The organism is Psychrobacter immobilis (assembly GCF_904846225.1).
Taxonomy (GTDB): Bacteria; Pseudomonadota; Gammaproteobacteria; order Pseudomonadales; family Moraxellaceae; genus Psychrobacter; species Psychrobacter immobilis_F.
Genome location: NZ_CAJGZJ010000004.1, coordinates 24,552 through 44,815 on the forward strand (window position 1 = coordinate 24,552; position 20,264 = coordinate 44,815).

The 20,264-nt window shown below is 43.5% G+C and carries 16 protein-coding genes; 6 read left to right on the top strand and 10 right to left on the bottom strand.

The genetic code is table 11. The features are described from left to right. The first annotated feature begins 4 nt into the window (after positions 1–4). On the top strand, positions 5–550 hold the full coding sequence (locus JMX48_RS04225) for a DUF1850 domain-containing protein (protein WP_201534734.1): 546 nt from the start codon (positions 5–7) through the stop codon (positions 548–550). After that, positions 522–2,603: a TRAP transporter permease gene (locus JMX48_RS04230; RefSeq protein ID WP_201534736.1), complete on the top strand. Its 2,082-nt coding sequence runs from the start codon at positions 522–524 to the stop codon at positions 2,601–2,603. The genes JMX48_RS04225 and JMX48_RS04230 overlap by 29 nt, the downstream gene beginning before the upstream one ends. Before the next feature lie 280 nt (positions 2,604–2,883). Here JMX48_RS04230 and lipA read toward each other — a convergent pair whose 3' ends face one another. Then, positions 2,884–3,930, bottom strand: coding sequence for a lipoyl synthase (gene lipA, locus JMX48_RS04235; protein WP_201534739.1), 1,047 nt, complete (start codon positions 3,928–3,930; stop codon positions 2,884–2,886). Positions 3,931–4,296: 366 nt separating this feature from the next. Between lipA and acnB the strand changes: the two genes are divergently transcribed. Further along, positions 4,297–6,900 (top strand): bifunctional aconitate hydratase 2/2-methylisocitrate dehydratase, encoded by a 2,604-nt coding sequence (acnB, locus tag JMX48_RS04240; RefSeq protein WP_201534742.1) that lies wholly within the window; start codon positions 4,297–4,299, stop codon positions 6,898–6,900. Between the two features lie 328 nt (positions 6,901–7,228). Continuing rightward, positions 7,229–7,555 (top strand): DUF805 domain-containing protein, encoded by a 327-nt coding sequence (locus JMX48_RS04245; RefSeq protein WP_201534746.1) that lies wholly within the window; start codon positions 7,229–7,231, stop codon positions 7,553–7,555. Positions 7,556–7,673: 118 nt separating this feature from the next. On the opposite strand, the gene JMX48_RS04250 is transcribed toward JMX48_RS04245, so the two are convergent. Continuing rightward, positions 7,674–8,471 carry an enoyl-CoA hydratase/isomerase family protein gene (locus JMX48_RS04250; RefSeq protein WP_201534748.1) on the bottom strand — a complete coding sequence of 266 codons (798 nt, stop codon included), beginning with the start codon at positions 8,469–8,471 and terminating at the stop codon, positions 7,674–7,676. A 508-nt stretch (positions 8,472–8,979) separates the two neighbouring features. Here JMX48_RS04250 and JMX48_RS04255 point away from each other — a divergent pair. Then, on the top strand, positions 8,980–9,792 hold the full coding sequence (locus tag JMX48_RS04255) for an alpha/beta fold hydrolase (RefSeq protein WP_201534750.1): 813 nt from the start codon (positions 8,980–8,982) through the stop codon (positions 9,790–9,792). 150 nt (positions 9,793–9,942) lie between these two features. On the opposite strand, the gene JMX48_RS04260 is transcribed toward JMX48_RS04255, so the two are convergent. From JMX48_RS04260 to JMX48_RS04285, 6 genes are all read right to left on the bottom strand, one after another. Continuing rightward, the gene (locus tag JMX48_RS04260; protein WP_227687895.1) at positions 9,943–11,019 is read right to left on the bottom strand and encodes an HpcH/HpaI aldolase/citrate lyase family protein; all 1,077 of its coding nucleotides are present in this window, start codon (positions 11,017–11,019) and stop codon (positions 9,943–9,945) included. A gap of 104 nt (positions 11,020–11,123) precedes the next feature. Beyond that, the gene (locus tag JMX48_RS04265) at positions 11,124–12,305 is read right to left on the bottom strand and encodes a cysteine protease StiP domain-containing protein (RefSeq protein WP_201534752.1); all 1,182 of its coding nucleotides are present in this window, start codon (positions 12,303–12,305) and stop codon (positions 11,124–11,126) included. Between the two features lie 50 nt (positions 12,306–12,355). Then, positions 12,356–13,156: an HAD hydrolase family protein gene (locus JMX48_RS04270; protein WP_201534754.1), complete on the bottom strand. Its 801-nt coding sequence runs from the start codon at positions 13,154–13,156 to the stop codon at positions 12,356–12,358. 42 nt (positions 13,157–13,198) lie between these two features. After that, complete coding sequence (locus JMX48_RS04275) at positions 13,199–14,500, bottom strand: phosphoribosyltransferase domain-containing protein (protein ID WP_201534756.1); 1,302 nt, start codon at positions 14,498–14,500, stop codon at positions 13,199–13,201. 44 nt (positions 14,501–14,544) lie between these two features. After that, positions 14,545–15,774: a S1 family peptidase gene (locus JMX48_RS04280; RefSeq protein WP_201534758.1), complete on the bottom strand. Its 1,230-nt coding sequence runs from the start codon at positions 15,772–15,774 to the stop codon at positions 14,545–14,547. A 133-nt stretch (positions 15,775–15,907) separates the two neighbouring features. Then, a complete protein-coding gene (locus tag JMX48_RS04285) occupies positions 15,908–17,059 on the bottom strand; it encodes an ATP-grasp domain-containing protein (RefSeq protein ID WP_201534761.1) in 1,152 nt (383 codons plus the stop codon). 348 nt (positions 17,060–17,407) lie between these two features. Here JMX48_RS04285 and JMX48_RS04290 point away from each other — a divergent pair, with 348 nt between their 5' ends. Continuing rightward, entirely contained in the window at positions 17,408–18,700 is a 1,293-nt protein-coding gene (locus JMX48_RS04290; protein WP_201534762.1) for a TerD family protein, read from the top strand. Positions 18,701–18,793: 93 nt separating this feature from the next. On the opposite strand, the gene JMX48_RS04295 is transcribed toward JMX48_RS04290, so the two are convergent. Continuing rightward, positions 18,794–19,402: a TerD family protein gene (locus tag JMX48_RS04295; RefSeq protein ID WP_201534763.1), complete on the bottom strand. Its 609-nt coding sequence runs from the start codon at positions 19,400–19,402 to the stop codon at positions 18,794–18,796. Positions 19,403–19,484: 82 nt separating this feature from the next. Further along, positions 19,485–20,237 carry a TIGR00266 family protein gene (locus JMX48_RS04300; protein ID WP_201534764.1) on the bottom strand — a complete coding sequence of 251 codons (753 nt, stop codon included), beginning with the start codon at positions 20,235–20,237 and terminating at the stop codon, positions 19,485–19,487. Positions 20,238–20,264 lie beyond the last annotated feature (27 nt).

Consider the following 20,264-nt stretch of genomic DNA (forward strand, 5'->3'; position numbering starts at 1 on the left):
CGCTATGTTTACTCACAATAAGAAATGGTGGTTAATAGCTGGCGTAACACTGATGGTTGCGCTGGTTATATCGATACTGTGGGCGGTTTCTGTTTCTACACGCCAGTCTGTCATCGAAGTGCAAGTTAAAGGCGATGATAAAACCGATGCTTTGGTTTGTTATTTTGTTGAGCCCAATTTTCAATTGCGTTGGATGCATTCGGTAGAGAAACAATGGTGGGAAGAACAATATCTTCGTGAGACAGATGGCTTACTGCTAACGACCACCTACTTTCAAGCTTTCGGAGCGGGTACACCGTCCACTGAAAGTGTTGCTCCCATAAAAAAACCTGGTTATGTCGGGTATCAAATTAACGAGAGACTGCCCAGTCTTAACTGGGTGGTATCTAGGCTGACCAAAGGTGAGATTGATTATGCTGACTATCGCATTTTGATTCATCAATGGGTGCCAGATTATTCTGAAGTAACTATTACGCCTAAAACGTATAGTCTAATCGATAGATTCAATAAGGATTTTTGTCATGAACTCCCAAGTGATGGATCACAATAGCGCCACTACTGTTCCCAGCGATGACGCTAAATTGTCAAAGCAACCCGACCTTCATGAAAATACTGATGTCAATGATGACGTTGATCCTAGCCTCACTCAAGCAATATTAGAAAAATACGACCGTGAATCAATTACGCGTCATATCACTCATGGGCCAGTGAAATATATTATCGCTGTAGTTTGTATTTTATATTCACTATTCCATCTATACATTACCTTTAACCCTATGCCATCATTGCTGCAACGCGCTGTGCATGTGGGCGTTGGTTTTGCACTGATTTTTTTAATTTTTCCAGCCAGTAAAAAAAGTAGTCGCAAGCGAGTAGCATGGTATGACTGGATTTGGTTTGTTCTGTCTTTATCTGGCATGTCTTATCTTATCTACGAATATCAAGACATTGTTACCACGCGTGGCGGAATGGCAAACTCAGTTGATGTGATATTTTCTATTATTACGGTCATTTGTGTGCTTGAGGGCAGCCGACGAATTACTGGTTGGATACTACCTATATTGGCATCGATATTTTTGCTGTATCCATTCATCAGTCATTTAGATTTTATGCCCAACCGACTGCTGACTCGTCCTTATGATTTTGGTGATATTTTTGGTCAATTGTTTTTAAAAACGGAAGGCTTATATTCTGTCGCGATCGGGGCGTCGGTAACTTTTATCTTCTTATTTATTTTATTCGGGGCATTTTTGGCACGCTCTGGAATGGGTCAGCTATTCAATGATTTAGCCTTGGCGCTGGCAGGCGATAAAAAAGGTGGACCCGCAAAAGTTGCGGTTATCTCAAGTGGTTTTATGGGCAGCATCAACGGCTCAGCCTTATCGAACGTCGTCAGTACAGGGGCTTTTACTATACCATTGATGAAAAAAGTTGGTTATCATAAAGATTTTGCGGGTGCGGTAGAGGCAAGTGCTTCAGTCGGTGGTCAGATATTGCCGCCTATTATGGGTGCGAGTGCCTTTATCATGGCAGAGACTACAGGATTGCCGTATAGCACGATTGCGTTGGCAGCATTATTACCAGCGATATTGTATTATTTGGGCGTCATCGCTCAGGTTCATTTTCGTGCAGGACGTCGTGACTTAAAGGGCATTGCCAAAGAGAGCCTACCCAAGGTAAAAGAGGTGTTAAAAGCCCGTGGTCACATGCTATTACCAATCGTCTTTTTGATTTTCTTATTGATCAGAAATGTGCCCGTTGGTTATGCGGCCGCTTACACTATCGGTTTTACCGTCGTGATTAGTATGCTACGAGCAGAAACGCGAATGGGGTTTAAGGATATTTTAGGCGCTTTAGAAGATGGCGCTCGCCAATCATTGGCGGTAATGGCAGCGTGTGCGGTAGTAGGTATTATCATTGGCGTCGTAAGCTTAACGAGCTTTGGTACGGTGATGACTTCTTCTATTGTGACTTTAGGCGCAGGATCTCTATTGCTCACTCTAATCTTAACCATGCTTGCGTCGATGGTCTTAGGAATGGGTCTACCATCAATTCCTGCGTATATTATTACGGCAACGATGGCGGCACCAGCCTTAGCAGGATTTGATATCCCTATTTTATCAGCGCATATGTTCGTGTTCTATTTTGGAGTGTTTGCCAATATTACCCCGCCTGTCTGTTTGGCTGCCTTTGCTGGGGCTGGTATTTCGGGTGGTGATCCTATGAAAACAGGATTCTTGTCGCTAAAGTTAGCACTGGCCGGATTTATCGTTCCATTTATGTTTATTTATAATCCTGCTATGTTGATGATAGATCCCACAGGTCTTGCAGTAACCGCGAAAGAATTCCCGCTACCACCTATTATTGATATCGTGACGGCGGTCTTGACCTCTGTTATTGGGGTAATTGGCTTAAGCGCGGCTTTAGAGGGTTATTTTAAGGGTGATATGAATACAGCGACTCGTGTCGTATTGGCCATTGGTGCTTTACTACTGATTTATCCTGGGCTTATTACCGGTTTAATAGGTGGTGTAATTATATTGGGAATTGCTGCGCTCAACATTAAAGCCAGCAAGACGCCAGCAGCCTCTGTAAGTGTTTAAGCGATTTAATCCTAATATTTTAAGTATTGCTAGTCCTAGATAAAAGAGATACAAATATTATCACGAGCTACTGAGACAAATTTTCCTTGCTTGCTGTGCCTATGCAGACAGAGGCTACACAAAATTTACCTCAGTAGCACTGTATCTACTTCACAGTGGATCGACTATATTGGTGTTAAAATGCTTTTAAAGTTATAAAAAAGGTGAATGACAGATATCTGCCATTCACCTTTTTTTATGCTTAATACTTGTGTTGTCTTAGCCTAGTGAGCAAAATAGCTTAACAGCCAAGTTTGCCTTCAGCTTCTAAGGCTTTTTTGCTACGAATGGGTGCTGGGCAATCTTCGCCATAGTACTGACGATCGGCAAAGTAACTTGAGCGTACCATCGGGCCTGCCCAAATGTTAAAGAAACCAATCTTTTTGCCGTAGTCCATATAGCGTTGGAACTCGTCTGGGTGAACATAGCGGTCAACTGGCGCGTGGTTTTTGCTAGGTTGTAGATACTGACCAACAGTAATCATATCCACATTATGCGCTTTTAGGTCATCAAGAAGGGCGTAAATCTCTTCTTCAGTTTCACCAAGGCCGACCATAAAACCGCATTTGGTAGCGATATCAGGACGACGCTCTTTATAGAGCTTGAGCAAATCAAGTGAATGCTGATAGTCAGAGCCTGGACGGAATGCTTTATATAGGCGTGGTACGGTTTCGATGTTGTGGTTAAACACATCTGGCGCGGTTTCAGTGAGCAAGTCTAAAGCGATATCCATACGACCACGAAAATCTGGTACGAGTATTTCAATCAAGCAATTTGGGCTAAGCGCTCTTGACTCTTCTAATACTTCAACAAAATGCTTAGCACCGCCATCTTTTAGATCATCACGGTCAACCGAGGTGATAACGGCATATTTCAGCTGCAAGCCTAAAATCGTCTCGGCAGTATGACGCGGCTCATCAGCGTCTAGCTCATTTGGACGACCATGGCCGACATCACAGAACGGGCAGCGACGGGTACAGATATCACCCATAATCATAAAGGTCGCCGTACCATCAGCAAAACACTGCGGCAAGTTAGGGCAGGCCGCTTCTTCACAGACGGTATAAAGCTTTTGCTCACGCAGCGTGGCTTTAATACGTGCCACTTCGGCAGGTGACGACATTTTTACCCGAATCCAATCTGGCTTTTTCTTGGCCTCAATGGTCGGAATCACTTTAATTGGGATACGCGCAACTTTATCGTAGCCACGCAGTTTTTCGCCTTGGATGGCTTTTTTGGGTTTGGCTTTGGCAGCAGGGACATGCGTTTGTACAGCGAGTGAATTCATAGTTTTATCCTAAACCCTAACAATCCTAAACCTTTGTAGGATAAGGGTTTTGTTTATTATTTTCTAAAAGAGGCAGTAGAATTTGTGTAAGGATTATAGCAAACATCACGCCAAGTTTCATCCAACCGTTTTATATTACTGTGTTTGGTTTTTTAGTATAAAAAAGATAAATAACATTCTGAAAATACCTTATATTTTTATAATAAATGTTGGCTATGGACATCACAGGACGCTTTGCTGGTTAACATTTTGACCGTTTTGAGCTATGATTGCACGAATAATTATTCTATCTAGTATATTGACGCAGGCAGTCATGTCGACTACCCACGTAATGTGCTAAACCCCCAACTGACGAGGACGACTATTGTGTTAGAAGCTTATCGTAAACATGTCGAAGAACGTGCTGAGCTAGGAACGGTTCCGCTACCACTGAATGAAAAACAAGTAGCAGAGTTGGTTGAGCTATTAAAAAACCCTCCAGCAGGCGAAGACGCTTTCTTGATGAACTTGCTAGAAAACCGTATTCCTGCGGGCGTTGACCAAGCGGCTTATGTTAAAGCGGCATTTTTGGCAGCTATTCTTAAAGGTGAAACATCGTCATCACTTATCAGCAAGCAAAAAGCAGTCGAAATCTTAGGCACCATGCAAGGTGGCTATAACGTTCAGCCATTGGTTGCGGCATTAGATGACGTCGATGTCGCACAAGATGCTGCTGAAGCGTTGAAAAAAACGCTACTGGTATTTGATGCATTCAATGACGTGACTGAAAAAGCCGAAGCGGGTAATGACATCGCAAAATCAGTGGTGCAGTCTTGGGCGGATGCAGAATGGTTCTTGAACCGTGCTGCCGTACCAGAAAAAACAACTTACACCACGTTTAAAATCACTGGCGAAACCAACACCGATGACTTGTCACCGGCGCAAGACGCATGGAGTCGCCCTGATATCCCATTGCATTCATTGGCCATGCACAAAAACTCTCGTGACGGCATTACTGCTGATGACGAAGGCGTTGTCGGCCCGATGAAGCAAATCGAAGCGCTAAAAGAAAAAGGCCATCCACTTGCTTATGTTGGTGACGTTGTCGGTACAGGTTCTAGCCGTAAATCTGCGACCAACTCAGTACTTTGGTTAATGGGCGATGATATCCCTAACGTGCCAAACAAACGTGGTGGCGGTCTAGTACTGGGTAACAATATCGCTCCTATCTTCTTTAATACTATGGAAGATTCTGGCGCATTGCCAATCGAAAAAGTAGCGGTCGACAACCTAAACATGGGTGATGTATTTGACATCTATCCGTACGAAGGCAAAGTCACCAAGCATGATTCTGACGAAGTATTGTCTACGTTCAAGCTAAATTCTCCAACGTTGCTTGACGAAGTTCGTGCTGGCGGTCGTATTCCATTGATCGTTGGTCGTGGTCTAACCAATCGCGCTCGTGAATACATGGGTCTTGGTCATTCAGATATCTTTGCCAAGCCAGAAGAACCAGTTGATACGGGTAAAGGCTTTACGCTAGCACAAAAAATGGTTGGTAAAGCTTGTGGTCTACAAGGCGTTCGCCCTGGTATGTACTGCGAGCCAAAAATGACCACCGTCGGTAGTCAAGATACTACTGGTCCGATGACCCGTGATGAGCTAAAAGACTTGGCATGTTTGGGCTTCCAAGCAGATCTAGTGATGCAGTCATTCTGCCATACAGCTGCTTATCCAAAGCCAGTTGATGTTGAAACTCAACACACGCTACCTGACTTTATCATGAACCGTGGCGGTGTAAGCTTACGTCCAGGCGATGGTATTATTCATAGCTGGTTGAACCGTATGCTACTTCCAGATACCGTTGGTACTGGTGGTGACTCGCATACGCGTTTCCCAATGGGTATCTCATTCCCAGCCGGTTCTGGCTTGGTTGCATTCGCTGCAGCGACTGGTGTTATGCCACTTGATATGCCTGAATCTGTCCGTGTCCGTTTCGTTGGCGAACGTCAGGCTGGTATCACGCTACGTGACTTAGTCCATGCAATTCCTTATCAAGCAATCAAAGAAGGTCTATTGACCGTTGATAAAAAAGGCAAAATTAACGAATTCAATGGTCGTATTCTTGAAATCGAAGGCCTAGAAGATCTAACGGCTGAGCAAGCATTTGAGCTATCTGACGCATCAGCTGAGCGTAGTGCTGCTGGTTGTACCATCACGCTATCTGAAGCATCAGTGACTGAGTACTTAAACTCAAATATCACGCTTCTAAAGTGGATGATCTCAGAAGGTTATGGCGATGCGCGTACGATCAGCCGCCGTATCGAGCAAATGCAAGAGTGGCTAGCAAAACCAAGCCTATTGCGTGCTGACGAAGATGCAGAATATGCGATCGATATGACAATCGATATGAGCACGATCAAAGAGCCAATTCTTTGCTGCCCGAACGATCCAGATGATGCAAAAACATTGGCTGACGTCGCAGGGGACACCATTGATGAAGTGTTCATCGGTTCATGTATGACCAACATTGGTCATTTCCGTGCTGCTGGTAAACTGCTACAAGACGTACCAGCGGGTAGCCTCAAGACTCGTTTATGGATTGCACCACCAACTAAGATGGATGCGCGTCAGTTGATGGAAGAAGGCTATTACAACATTTATGCACAAGCCGGCGCTCGTACTGAGATGCCAGGTTGTTCACTATGTATGGGTAACCAAGCGCGTATCGCACCGAAATCGACAGCGGTATCGACCTCAACTCGTAACTTCCCGAACCGTCTAGGTCAGGGCGCTAACGTCTACCTAGCGTCTGCGGAGCTTGCAGCTGTAGCCGCGGTACTTGGTAAATTGCCAACGAACGAAGAGTATCAGCAGTATGCTGGCATGCTTGATAGCATGGGCGAGGAAGTATATCAGTACATGAATTTTGACCGTATGACTGATTACACTGAAGAAGCCGATAAAATTAATGTTGCTCAGTTGACCTAATCTTGGTTCAAATTTAGGCTAAACGTTTTTAAGTTTTATCATTCTTATTTAAATAAAAACCCCGTATCGTGATGATGCGGGGTTTTTATTCGTTTATTAGAAATACGATAATAAACGTTTATAAACTTTTATTGCATGCTTATAATCGAAGTTAACAATCGAAAAACTCAAAGTGCAACTTCTACCTTTAGTTATTATTAGCGGTAGAGTTCATGGGTCATAGAATATGCTTAATAAAAAGACACCATCATCATTAACAAAAGTTGTGATTGTGGACCGTCACAACGTGGAAGAAAATTAAGGCATCGTTGATTGGTTTAAGAAAAGTATGAAGAACTATACCAATCTTTTTGGTCGCGCTCGTCGTAAAGAATTTTGGTACTTTGTCTTGGTACAAATAGGTTTGACAGTGCTTGCGATTATATTAGACACAGTGTTATTTGGCTCAGAATCAGAGTCTTTTAATGTAGGCGTAGCGTTTGGTATGCTTGTGCCTAGTATTACAGTTTGTGTTCGCAGATTACATGATACTGGTCGTTCAGGGTGGTGGATTTTGATACCTGTAGTACCATTCATAGGTCTCATTATGTTACTTATGTTTTTTGCTATCGAAACTAATTCTGAAACCAATCAATGGGGTCCGCCAGCAAAATAAATTTGCGAATGTCGTTTAACTTTAGAAGCTATCTAAAGTATCTATAAAATATAATTCGCATACCTAAACCGAAAAGCCCAAAAGCACTTTCACTGAAAAAGGCCTTTGGGTTTATAAATTACTTACCCTGATAAACAGGTTTACGCTTTTCTATAAAAGCGCTGACACCTTCTATAAAGTCATCGGTTTTTGCCATCATTGTCTGTTGTTCCACTTCCATATCTAGCGCTTCGTTCAAACCCATAAAAGCATGTACATTGAACATATGTTTCATAGAGGCTAGGGCTTTACCTGGCAACTGGCTCAACCTTAGGGCCAATGCTTGTACGGTGGCGTCTAGCTCTTCAGCACTAACCACGTTGTTCACTAGATTCAGGCGAGCCATATCTTCCGCTTTAAGCTTATCACCCAGCATCACAAGCTCAGTGGCCTTTGCCGCACCAACTAATTGATTCAATAAATAAATACCGCCTGCATCGGGAATCAAACCGATATTGACAAAAGCCTGAACAAACTTTGCGTTGTCTGCGGCGATACGAAAATCACACGTGAGCGCTAAGTTCATACCAGCACCTGCCACTGCGCCTTCCAATTTAGCAATGATTGGCTTATGGACATTACGTAGCTTTAAGCTGACTTCTCCTGCACCTTTTACCATGCCTTGTAGTTTGTTTGAAATAATGTCCTTGTCCAATCCTTCAGATAACATCTCTTTGATATCGCCGCCACTTGAGAAATTACCACCAGCCCCTTGCAAGATAATCACTCGTACTTGATCATCTGTCGCCGCTTTATCCAGCGCTATAATTACGTTGTTTTTTAAGGGCGTGCCAAAGGCATTGAGACTTTTTGGATCATTAAAAGTAATGGTCGCAATGTGGTTGTTCACTTGATAATCGACTATCGGCTGTGACATCTTAGATTTCCTCATTTTGAAAGACTGTTTTAAATGTATGTACTAGGGCGTGTCCTCAATCTGAAAATGGTGATAAAAATAAGATAAATGGCAGCCAAACAAGGAAAATAGTGCAGGTAATATCGAGATATTGACTAGCTATTTGACGTAGTTTGGCAAGATTTAGCTATTTTTAACCCATTTAGTCGCTTTTGTTCAGATTGAGGACACGCCCTGAAGATAATTGTACAAAATGTTGGTAATAAATAACGCAATGCTGATTACTATAGCAGTTTACTATGATTATAAAAGCGGGTTTTGTGGGCGCTTAAGACACACAGAAATGCTGGTCAAATGTATGGAATGGCAGTACAAGTATAGGGTGATTGATTGACTAAAGGCAGATGAATCATAAAAACACTATTACCTGAATCGTTAATGGACTATGCTAAATGCAAAGACCTGCATCAAAGATTTATTCATTAATAAGCCTACATATCTAATTTGCCTAATAATAAAGGAAACGTTTATGCCAACGATAAAAATTAATGATGTCAATATTCATTATGAAGACAGCGCACCAAATGAGATGCAAAAGCCAGTGATGGTGTTTGCACATGGTCTCCTATGGAACACGCGGATGTATGATAAGCAAGTCGAACACTTTCAAAAAGACTATCGTTGTATCGCTTTTGATTTCCGTGGACAAGGGCAGTCGCAGATCACTAAGTCAGGCTACGATATGGAAACATTAACGGCAGATACCATTGGATTGCTTGCGGCGCTGGGTATTGATAAGTGTCACTTTGTCGGATTATCAATGGGCGGCTTTATCGCACAGCGTATTGCTATTAAGCGTCCTGAGCTTTTACTGTCGATGATTCTTTTAGAGACGTCTGCTGATCCTGAAGATCCTAAAAACGTGCCGCATTATCGCAAGCTTGTAAAAGCCATTCGCTGGTTAGGTATCAAGCGCGTGAGTAACAAAATCATGCCTATTATGTTTGGCAGTACTTTTTTAGCAGACAAGCTGCGCAAATCCGATCGCAAACAGTGGCTCACGATGCTACAAGGCAATCGCAAGGGCGGAGTGGTTCAGGCGACGATGGGAGTTATTGAGCGTACTGGCACTTATGAGCAGCTGGGAGACATCACAACACCCACACTCATCGTCGTGGGTGATGAAGATGCTGCAACCCCTTATCCAAAGTCTGAGCGTATGCATTTTGCCATTGCAGGATCAAAGCTTGCGATCATTAAAGGTGCAGGTCACACCTCGACAGTCGAGGAGCCTGAACAGGTAAATCGAGTGATGCGTCAGTTTTTAGAAAACAGTATTTAACGTTTAACTTCTAAGGCTTGGTTTTTAGTATTCAGGTTTCTAATATAGTCAAAACACCTTAAAACGCTAGGATACTGCCAAATAAAAAGCCGCTATCAAATCATGATAGCGGCTTTTTTGGTACAAATATAAAAGCTAAGTGTTGAACAACTAAAGTCGTGAGCTGTATTCGCTATTACCGTCGTCAATAGTGCCAAAGACCCCGGCTCGATTAACTATTTCAGTTGCCCAAGCGCGATGCGTGGCTGGCTCTAGCATAGTATTATTGTATTTAAACACTGCCTTGGCTTCGCTATGCAGTATCGCTTGCGCCTCATCTAAGGTGCTCGACGGTACACAATACGCTTGCTGTACCAATGCAATTTGGCTGGGATGAATGACGGTTTTGCCGACCAATCCCAAGCTGACATCATGAGTCAGTTCTTGCATAAAGAGCGTAGGCTGATCTAAGTACTCAAAGACTGGCGCTGTCAAATAAAAGCCGTGCGGCACAAAACAGCCAAGTAATTGATAGGCAAGAGTACCGATGGGCGTATCATAGACGATGCTGTTTTTTGGTCGGCGCAGTCGCAGCGTGGCAAATAAGTCATTGCCACCGATACGCAGGGCAAAAACGGGCTGACTGAAAGCTTCTTTAAAGCCAATAGCAAGCTCTTGATTGTGATGCGGATCAAATAATACAGCGGTCTCAAGTGTTGGCATGAGCAACTGATCGGCACTTAAATTCTGACAGGCCATTCGCCAATTGGATAAGCTGAACATATCGACTTTTGGCATGACGAAGCCATCGATAAGATCGATATGGGTATAGTCAGCCAGTTGCTGTAGCATCATCGGATTGCGTGGACGTATAAACACCAATGGGCGGGTCGGATGCTGAGTTTGCTGCTTGGATTGAGGGCCAACGTGTCTCGATGGATCGTTGATACTATCGACATGTGTGGCCCATGTGTGAAGCAGCGTCTGCAAGCGCTCAAGTGCCAATTCGACATCATTATGACTGACGGCATCTTCTAAACAAATAATAATACTATTAATCGTTGGCAATTTATCACGTCTGATTACTTGCCAAATATCTTGGCGAGTTGCAGGCATATAAAGGCTTGCACCCAGCTGATAAGGATGATGCGTGTTTGGTCTGACCATAGAATGACGCTCAGTAATTAGATGCGCGTAAGACTGGGTATGGGTATAAAGGTTTGACTTGTTATTTTGCATATCTGACATAATCGGCATCGTAAATAGTGAGTAATCGTAAAATGTATGATTAATTGGCATTGCTCATTGAGACAATTCAGGGATTCATACATTATTCTAAACATAGCAATGATTTAACTGTCTTTGGTGCGCTGTTTAATGAGAGTAATGGCTTGATAAGGCAGTATTTTATCACCTAATACACTGATAGTGATGTTTCGTTGTTCACATAAATGTCGCAGTAGCTCGGTGTCAGGATGTTCAGCGGTCGCCAATAAAATACGTTCAGGATCACGGCGCAATATTGCCCGCGTTGCCTCTGCAATCGTCGGCTTGATACGGTTGCGATTGGTAATATCATAGTCTGCTGCCAGCTGATCTATCAAGTCAGCAGTTTGATAGCGCGGCTGATTAAACGTTGGCAGGCATTGAGGCGCTTTGGTTAAATCGCGCCGTACTATATCGATGCGATCAATAAAGGCTAAGCTGTGATCCGCTGCAACTAAGTTATCATAAAAGACACTACGATGTAGACCCGATTGCGGCTCGGTGTACAAGCTACGTGAAATCAGTCCTGATACTGTACTGTTTAGAAGTCCTGATGGAATTAACCAATCCTCTTCACTAGCCGCCAACCAAGCAACGCCTGCTGGATCAGCAAGTGTGAGTAGCGGAATAACACCCACACCTTGATGGAAAATATTATCAAAATGGTCATGACTTGGGTTACTAAATGTCTCTAAACTGCGGGTCAGTTCTTGATAAATGGCCCCTTTGCCCGTCCAACCATCGACAAAGACGAGTGGGCTATCTGGATAAGCTTCTAGCAGCATTTGTAAGGCGATTGGATCAAGACCACGGTCACGAATGATACTGATACCATAATGCGCAGTTGGCAAATTATAGTCGCTATCTGTGTCAGTAAGCGCTCTTTGTAACAATACGCCAATCGGCAAACCTGCTCGCACCAAACTGACTAATATTAATGGATGCTCATCACTAACTGTGTCTTGAAAAGCGCGATGTAGGGTATAAGCCAAATTGGCGATATCCGTAGCCGTTCTCGTCGACCCTTGCTCTAAAGCCTGCGCGTATAGCTGCTCATGCATTGCACTTGGTGCCTGCTCTAACGTCAACATATCCGAATAATGACGTTGCCCACTTTGGATAAGCGCTTCTTTTTGACTGACAGGCACATCGGCAACGGCATTTTTATCAACGATATCGAGCAAGACAGTCACATCGCGGGCAAGATAGCTGCCTGAGCCATAGCTTTTTAAATGTGATCTTTTTATGTTTGTATTATTTAAAGTCATAGTAGGATATTAGCACTCGTTGTGATGACAGTGAATTTGCCTGTTTATTACTAAGCATGACGTTGCTCGTGTAGCTGACCATGATTGGGCATGCCGTACCAGTCGAGCAATTGCAGAAATGGTAAATCTGCCAGACTGTCACCAAAACCAAAGCTCGGACGCTGATTGTCCAAATGGTTGTCTAATAAAAACTGCACTGCATGGCGCTTGTGGACGCTATGCGGCAATATTGCCAAATTATTTGCATTCACATGCACGTAAAAATTTTCAGCAAAATTCGGTATCAGTATCGGTAGTTGCTTTGCCAACTTTGCCAAAAGTTGATGGTCTTTTTGTGCATGTTTAATCGCTAGATAAATGGTCAGTTCATCATTGATAAATCTATCGGTATGCAGTGTAAATACTAGGTTGTCTTGACCGCTATGTTCAAGGATTAATTCAGCAAGTTGGTTTATCTGTTTTTGTAGTGGCAAAAGCTGCTCATGAATATACTGCTGCCAAGCATCGAGCAGTTCACCATCGGGCGTTAGAATGATTGCACCATGGGTCAATACTTGCCAACTGTTAAAGGGCAATTTAACGCGTTTAATTTCACTGCGGTCACGGGCAGTCACCACTATTAAGTCAGTGCTGGTAAGTAACCAATTGAAAAAGGCGGACTGGCGCTGACTCATAAAGCTTAGCGGTTCGCCTTGTTTATTGACCGTCGCGCAAACCAAGTTCTCAGATTCAGCAGTAGGTAAATCCCACGCATCGATTTTACGCTGAGTTTGAAATAATGTGTCGTCCAAATCCATGAGAGCATAAGGTTTAATAATGTCGGGGTTGGCTTTGAAGAATGGGATGTTCATAAAAGTTTCCATAAATATTAGGTTTGAAAATTAGTAAGTGATTTAAAACTTTGGACTCACCACCAACACATTGTCCAAGCCTTGCCACAGATCATCCACGCTATCTGCTGATGTCTCCACACACAACACAATCAAATCCCATTTATTAGGTTCAACATTATAAGCAAAATTGGTCATACCAAGCCCATAATTATCACTAAAGCTCAACACAGTCGTAATCGCTCCACCAAGCGCGATCGGCGAGCGTGTCAAAGCGCTAAAGTTAACCGTAGAAATATTTTCAGAAGCCTGTTGCTCGGATTGTGTCTCAAGCCATTCTGCTAATAAGAATGGCAACCAAACAAATTCATTACTACCTAACACTAAAATTCTTTTTGGCAACTGAGTAACGTCAAAACTTTCTTGACCATTAAAGCCTACAAATGCTTTCTGAAATCTCAAAAGATAATGATCGAAACCCTCTATGCTATCCAGCGTTGGAAAACGTCCCCAATTACTGGTATTACCTAGCGCCTGACTGCCAGCCTCAGTCGTGTCAACCGATGGCATGGTAATGGGTTCGGGGTTGGGAGCGTCTGTCCATTGCCAAGCGCCAGACAGTAAATGATGACGATGAAAATCAATACCAGTTAAGCGGGCAGCCATGCGCTCAGGCTTAGCGCGCTCTGTCTGCTGATTTGCATTTTCTTGATCTAATGACCAATCAACCAACGTGGTTAGATGTACTTGCTCTAATTGTGTGAGGCCCGCATTGCGTATCGCCGTCACGACATTGACGCAAGTGTTGCCTGTTGAGGCTTCATCATCGACCATAATCAGGGTTTTGCTGGACAGTAATTGCGCTTGAGTGAATTGATCCGCGCTTTGATAAATCAAATGCTGGCTAGCATGACTGTGGTCTTCGCTAAAAGTGGTCAATAAAGCGTTGCTGCTTTTGGCATCATTGTCGTCGTGTTGCGCATGACGAGTGGAGTTCAGTAGTAGCGCATTCGGATAGCGCGTTTGTAGCGCTTGATGCACGCCCGCTGATAAGCCAACCGCCGTTTCTGCCATACCAATAACCAAAATGGGTTCAGGTAAATCACTAGGCACTAAGTTTGCCAAATCAGTAAAAGCATGACGCATCGTGTGAGGTGCGACTGGAATATGACGACCGAGCACTTTTGAGACGAATAAAAATGCCCGTTTCGGATTAATGCGCTGTGCAAACCCAAGCAAATCCTCTAATTGATAACTGTCGCTTGGTTCCAAGTTATTTTTATTAGTTGCTGAATTGGTTTGATAGGTCAGATCGAGCGTACCGCGAGGCAGAGTAATGGTTGTACTGTGTTGCTTGTTTGACATTCATATTCCTTGACACTTTTGATTTCATATAATGAGCAGTTTTCTTAACCCTGACATCCTACCAGCCAGAGCGCCGCGCGGCTTTGTTTGCTCAACTGCGGTGTGGTCAGAGGTGCTGCTTTGGCATTTGACGAATCTGATAAATTGTCTAAGCCAATGCCAGCGCTTGCCAGTAGGGCAGATAATAACTGAAATTTCACAGCATAGTTCATGTTTTGTGCATGCTCATGAACCAAACTTGACGCCACCATACCGATTACTTCGCCAGTCGGCAACAATAAAGGGCTGCCACTAGAGCCGGGCTGGATGGGAGCCGTGAATTGCATATAACGGATATCATCGCCAAACCCTGTCAGACCGGAGATACAACCTTGTGTGACTTGTAGTTGGCTGCTCAAGCCTGATAATGGAAATCCCAGCGTTGTGATGGTCTCGCCCAAAATATCAGAACATTGCTGCGCTAACGGCAAATAGCATGGCAGAGGGTCACTCACTCTAATAATGGCCGAATCGCTACCGATATCGCTGAGCACGACTTGCGCTTCACGGTCAGGCTGACCTTGCTGCCGCACACCAATCATTGCCGCCGATTCAATGACATGATAGCAAGTCAGTAGGTGATATGGGTCAATGGCAAAAGCAGTTCCTGTCCAGGTCTCACCTGATTGTACTTGTCGAGGTGGACGCGCGTCACTGTTGGGCTGACGTTGCTGTTGCTGCGCCTCTTGAATGAGCGCATGGGTTGTTGGCGGACGGATATCAAGACTGACTTGCACTCGTTGCTCTAGGCTTGCCAATCCTTGAGTGGAGCTTTCACCAAGCGCACGACATTTAAACTGACCATTGCGCTGGTAGATCTCCAATACAATCGCCGCTTTGATATGACGCTCATTTGCGGTGAAATCATATTTAATCGCGCCATTATTCAGCGTCAGACTGACAGTGTTTAGCTCAACCGCTGGCAAGTTCAAGGTTGGCTCGTGATAAACATACGCAATCAGTTGTAAAAAACTAACCCCTTGTGTATCAAATAACTTGGGTAAATCCAATTGCCAACTACTTGGATTATCCGCATTATCTACGGCTGCCCAATCCTTAGGTTCATGAAGATAGGCAGGACTACAAGCTGCTTTACGGTGCTGATCTAAAGGCAACCATATCAGTCCCAGTTGTTGACCAAATTTAAGTGGTTGTGTCGTAGAAAAGGCGACTGAACACTCGGATTGTGCGATAACCGTATTTGCCCCTAACACTAACGTGGTTTGTGTTGTCATCAATCGCCTCTCATTGAATGTACATTCAGTAATTATCAATTATCAATTATCAATTATCAATTATCAATTCTTTGGTGTCTGTCCGCTCTTTAATGTGGTTTGCTTTGAAGCTACTTGTTTCGAGATCGACTATTTATTCAATAGCATTTTCTTCAATTTTCACACCGACCATAATTGAACGTACTTGGCAGGGTGTTATCTGCTGCGCAATATCTGCCAGCTTTGGTTTATCCGTCAGGCCTAACCAATAAGCGAAGCCAACTTGCGTTAAGTCTACACCACTATGAGTCGTGTAACCAATGCCACCAGACGGGCGGCTATTAATCTCAAGAACACGGTGCTGGCCATTATCATCGGCTTTGGTTTGTACACTGACGATGCCGTCACAGCCAAATGCTTTAATCAATGGAATAACGACATCCATGACCGATTGCTCGTAACCAATATGCTGGATTTTTCCGGTTTTATAGCGAGTGATTGCGGCTAAAACTTCACCATATTCGCACACCACGTCGATAGAGTATTCTTGCCCAGATAAATAAGGCATTAACAGCATTGGGATAGGGCGCGTGTGTATCATCAAACTGTTTGCATAAGCATTGATAAACTGAGCTGTATTGATTCTTTTTTCTTCGGTAAAGTATAAATGCTCAAAGCTATCATATTGCTCATCCGCCGCTTTTTCCGAATCAAGTTGCCAAAATCCCTGCGCAAAAATACCAGTGACAGGTTTGACACATAAGGGCTGATGACCGTGTTCGGCAAGTAAAGCCTCAAGCTCTGCAACCGTGTCAAAGCGCCATGCATCGGCGACGGGAATATTATGCTGGTGACACTGTTGCATGAAAGCAAATTTATCATCGATTGACTCTAAAGCTGCGACGCTGGTCGCTCCTGTTAACAGACGAATACCGGCAGCGTTAAATGCCTCACGGTGTGCTTCGTATGTGATGCCGTTGCGTCCAGTCAGTAATACTTTAACATTGTTCTGCTGCGCTTTTTCTAAAACAAATTGCCAGCGTGGTATAAATGGCGCTACGGGTTCAAGCGCTGCTTGCTCATCGCTGTCTACGGTGATTTTAGACGGCTCATAATAGACATTATCGGCGAACTCAAAAATCTCAGGTCTATCGTGGCGGTGTGAGGCAATGATATTAAATGGTGTATCAGATTGGGCTTTTAAGGCTTGTAGGCTGGCTAACATATCGCGCTGGCTGGCTTGACCTTCAGCTAGCCAAGCGGCTGTTGACGTCAAAGAAAGTGTATCGTTAGCAGGGTTATCCATAGTGCTCTCTTGTTATAAGTTTTAGATAGAATGGGATAACTCAGTGTCGTCATCACAACGCTATTAGTCATATAGATAAGACCTAGATATGGCTCAGCGAGATTAAAAAACTGGCCTCTATAAATAAGTCCCTATACTGCTGATAGCAGAGACTATTATATACAAATGCTAGGCGTTATAAACATTCCCAACAAAATAGCCTTAAGTATTTTTGAGATCATTATTTGATTGTTTTTAATGGTTTACCGAATATCAATGTGGATTAAAACAAAGACACATCCGTGCTACTATGTGACGATAATTGCATAATAAACACAACGACATAATAAATCATTTAAAGGACATATGATGAGCCAAATCCAACCTCAAAAACTGATTGCAGGTGCCAATGCGCCATTACCAACTGACAGCATTAGCATTCGTATTTTAAGCCAAAGCGCGATTGATTGTGCCGCTTATCGCCTGACGACTGATGGTAAAGTGCGCGGTGATGGCGATATGATATTTTATGGACAAACACGTAGCGATGATGGCAGTGTCAGTTTTCGTGGTCACGATAGTGATGGCTTCTTTGATATCAATTTATCCGCACAGCCTGCGAGCATCGAGAAAATAGCACTGGCGTTTTCTAGTGCGCAAACGCTGGCTCAAGTCGGTGATGTGGATATCCAAGTATTGCAAGGTGGCCAAGTTCTGATGACTTGTCAGCTCAGTAGCACTGGACGTAATGAAAAAGCGATTATTTTGGCTGAATGCTATCGCAGGCAGGGCAGTTGGAAGTTTCGCTTTATTGCCCAAGGCTTTGAAGGCGGCTTAAAACCTTTGTCCGAGCACTTCGGTGTTGAAATTGCTGATGAAGCACCAGTTCAAAATCAAGGTCAAAACCAGTCACAGAACCAAGCACAGAATCAGTCGCAACCTATTAATACACAGCGTCCGATCAATACACAAAAAGCGGGTAATGCCTCTCAAACCAGTACGCCACCACCGATTCCAGCCAGTCCCTCAATCAATTTAAGCAAAATCACCTTAACCAAAAACCAATCTAGCATCAATCTCAAAAAACGCGATGACTTTGGTAAAATCTCCGTCAATCTAAACTGGAACCAGCGTCCAGATATGGATAAGCAAGCGCCCAAAAAAGGATTGTTAGGCGATCTGTTTAAACAGCATAAATCAGGCGGGATTGATCTTGATGTTGGCGCGATGATTCACTTAAAAAATGGTGAAAAAACCTTAATTCAAGCGCTCGGTAATCGCTTTGGTAGTTTGCAATCAGCGCCTTACGTTTTATTACGTGCTGATGATAGAACGGGTCAGGTCAGCGGTGGCGAATGGCTCGATATCAATGGCCAGCAGTGGTCACAGATTGAGGAAGTATTTATCTTTGCCTTTATCTACGAAGGTGCGCCAAATTGGGCGCAAACCGATGGGGTAGTGACCATTCATGTGCCGGAGCAACCACCAATTGAAACGCGTCTGACGGAAGGGACTGGCAATCTACCAATGTGTGCCATTGCACGTTTGGTAAATCAGCAGGGCAGTATCAATGTTGAGCGTATCAACCAATACTTTAAAGGACATCAAGAAATGGATAAAGCCTTTAACTGGGGCTTTAGTTGGAAGCGTGGCAGTAAGTAATAGATCATATTATAATTTAAAAAATCAGCCCTTCTATTCATAATAGAGGGGCTGATTTTTTGTATAACTATAAGCAATCTTCAATAAAAATGCTTAAGCATGCGGTGTAAGAGCAGGCATCAAGTCATGGAAAGTACGACCTGAAGCGGTTTCGCCAATTGCATGCATTTTCCATTCATTATTATGACGATAAACTTTTGCCATAATCATCGCTGTATGACCACCTTGCGCTGATAGATTGTAGCGGGCAACCTCGCTATTGTTGTTGGCATTAACGATACGGCAAAACGCATTTTCTACCGTTTCAAACGTCTGCCCAGTAAAGCTATTGACGGTGAATACGAGCGACACAACATTGGCAGGTATTTTAGATAAATCAACGTTGATGACTTCATCGTCGCCATCACCGTCACCAGTGCGGTTATCACCTGTATGAACGATGCTGCCATCTTTTGATGTAAGCTGACTGAACCAAATGGCATCGACGGCTTGTTTATTGCTATCAAACATAATGCATGAGGCATCTAAATCGATAGAATCACCGCCACTGCCGCCACCGAACAATTTGCCTAAGAAGCCACCTTTTTTATCTTGTGGACCTTGAAACACATCCCAACCCAGACCCAATTTTACTTGCGTGAGATCGCCGCCAGCTTCTTTGCTAAGCGATATTTTCTGACCTTTTTGTAAGCTAATTGCCATGTGATAATCCTTATAATAATTGAGAAAAAAACGCTGAGTAACCTTAGTTTTTACAAAATACTGTCGTTTTTACAAAAAAAATTTATAAAATATTATTCAAAAAACCACCATTGCCACCGCGTCCACCTGAGCTAGTACCCAAGATACTCTGTAACCAGCCTTGGTAGCTGTCTCGATTGCGCGAACAGATAATAACTTTACCTGTACCTGAGAAATTCAATACCATACCTTCGCCACTGGTGACCGAATTGATGATATTGCTCATAATGCCTTTTTTCTTACTGGTCGAAACCGACAACTTATAATCAAGATTTGAATCCCAGCACACCACATGACCATTATCGATAATAACGTCTTTGTTAGGTGTCACATCAATCTCAAAAAGTGATCCGAAACCCGATACCACTACTTGGCCTTGACCTTGTGTCTGCATGACCATGAATCCGCCCGTATCACCAAACACTGCGCCACCTAAGTTGCGCTGAATACTGGCTCTGATATCGACACCCATTTGCGCTGCGACAAAGGCACCATCACTCAATGTATATTGCTGTGCACCGACATCAATGATTTGCATATCACCATCGAGCGTCGGCGCAAGTAAGCAATCGCCTTCACCGTTGACAGCTTCAATCTGCTGTTGAAATAAGGATTCATCATTCGCAAAGCGGCGCATCAGTGATTGCATTAAGCCGCCTTGCAGCTTACCTTTCAGCTCAAGATTGGATTCCATCATTACCATTGCATTGGCTTCACAATAGATTGAATCGCCTTTTTTAAGATTACAATGCAAAAAAGGTTCAATAGTACCGATTAAGCTAAACGTTGCGGCCATGAGGTGTGAATCCTTATTTTAATGCTT

Coding starts and splice junctions, on each gene's coding strand:
- JMX48_RS04225 (WP_201534734.1), top strand. CDS start 5: ATGTTTACTCACAATAAGAAATGGTGGTTAATAGCTGGCGTAACACTG.
- JMX48_RS04230 (WP_201534736.1), top strand. CDS start 522: ATGAACTCCCAAGTGATGGATCACAATAGCGCCACTACTGTTCCCAGC.
- lipA (WP_201534739.1), bottom strand. CDS start 3,930: ATGAATTCACTCGCTGTACAAACGCATGTCCCTGCTGCCAAAGCCAAA.
- JMX48_RS04245 (WP_201534746.1), top strand. CDS start 7,229: ATGAAGAACTATACCAATCTTTTTGGTCGCGCTCGTCGTAAAGAATTT.
- JMX48_RS04250 (WP_201534748.1), bottom strand. CDS start 8,471: ATGTCACAGCCGATAGTCGATTATCAAGTGAACAACCACATTGCGACC.
- JMX48_RS04255 (WP_201534750.1), top strand. CDS start 8,980: ATGCCAACGATAAAAATTAATGATGTCAATATTCATTATGAAGACAGC.
- JMX48_RS04260 (WP_227687895.1), bottom strand. CDS start 11,019: ATGTCAGATATGCAAAATAACAAGTCAAACCTTTATACCCATACCCAG.
- JMX48_RS04265 (WP_201534752.1), bottom strand. CDS start 12,305: ATGACTTTAAATAATACAAACATAAAAAGATCACATTTAAAAAGCTAT.
- JMX48_RS04270 (WP_201534754.1), bottom strand. CDS start 13,156: ATGAACATCCCATTCTTCAAAGCCAACCCCGACATTATTAAACCTTAT.
- JMX48_RS04275 (WP_201534756.1), bottom strand. CDS start 14,500: ATGTCAAACAAGCAACACAGTACAACCATTACTCTGCCTCGCGGTACG.
- JMX48_RS04280 (WP_201534758.1), bottom strand. CDS start 15,774: ATGACAACACAAACCACGTTAGTGTTAGGGGCAAATACGGTTATCGCA.
- JMX48_RS04285 (WP_201534761.1), bottom strand. CDS start 17,059: ATGGATAACCCTGCTAACGATACACTTTCTTTGACGTCAACAGCCGCT.
- JMX48_RS04290 (WP_201534762.1), top strand. CDS start 17,408: ATGAGCCAAATCCAACCTCAAAAACTGATTGCAGGTGCCAATGCGCCA.
- JMX48_RS04295 (WP_201534763.1), bottom strand. CDS start 19,402: ATGGCAATTAGCTTACAAAAAGGTCAGAAAATATCGCTTAGCAAAGAA.
- JMX48_RS04300 (WP_201534764.1), bottom strand. CDS start 20,237: ATGGCCGCAACGTTTAGCTTAATCGGTACTATTGAACCTTTTTTGCAT.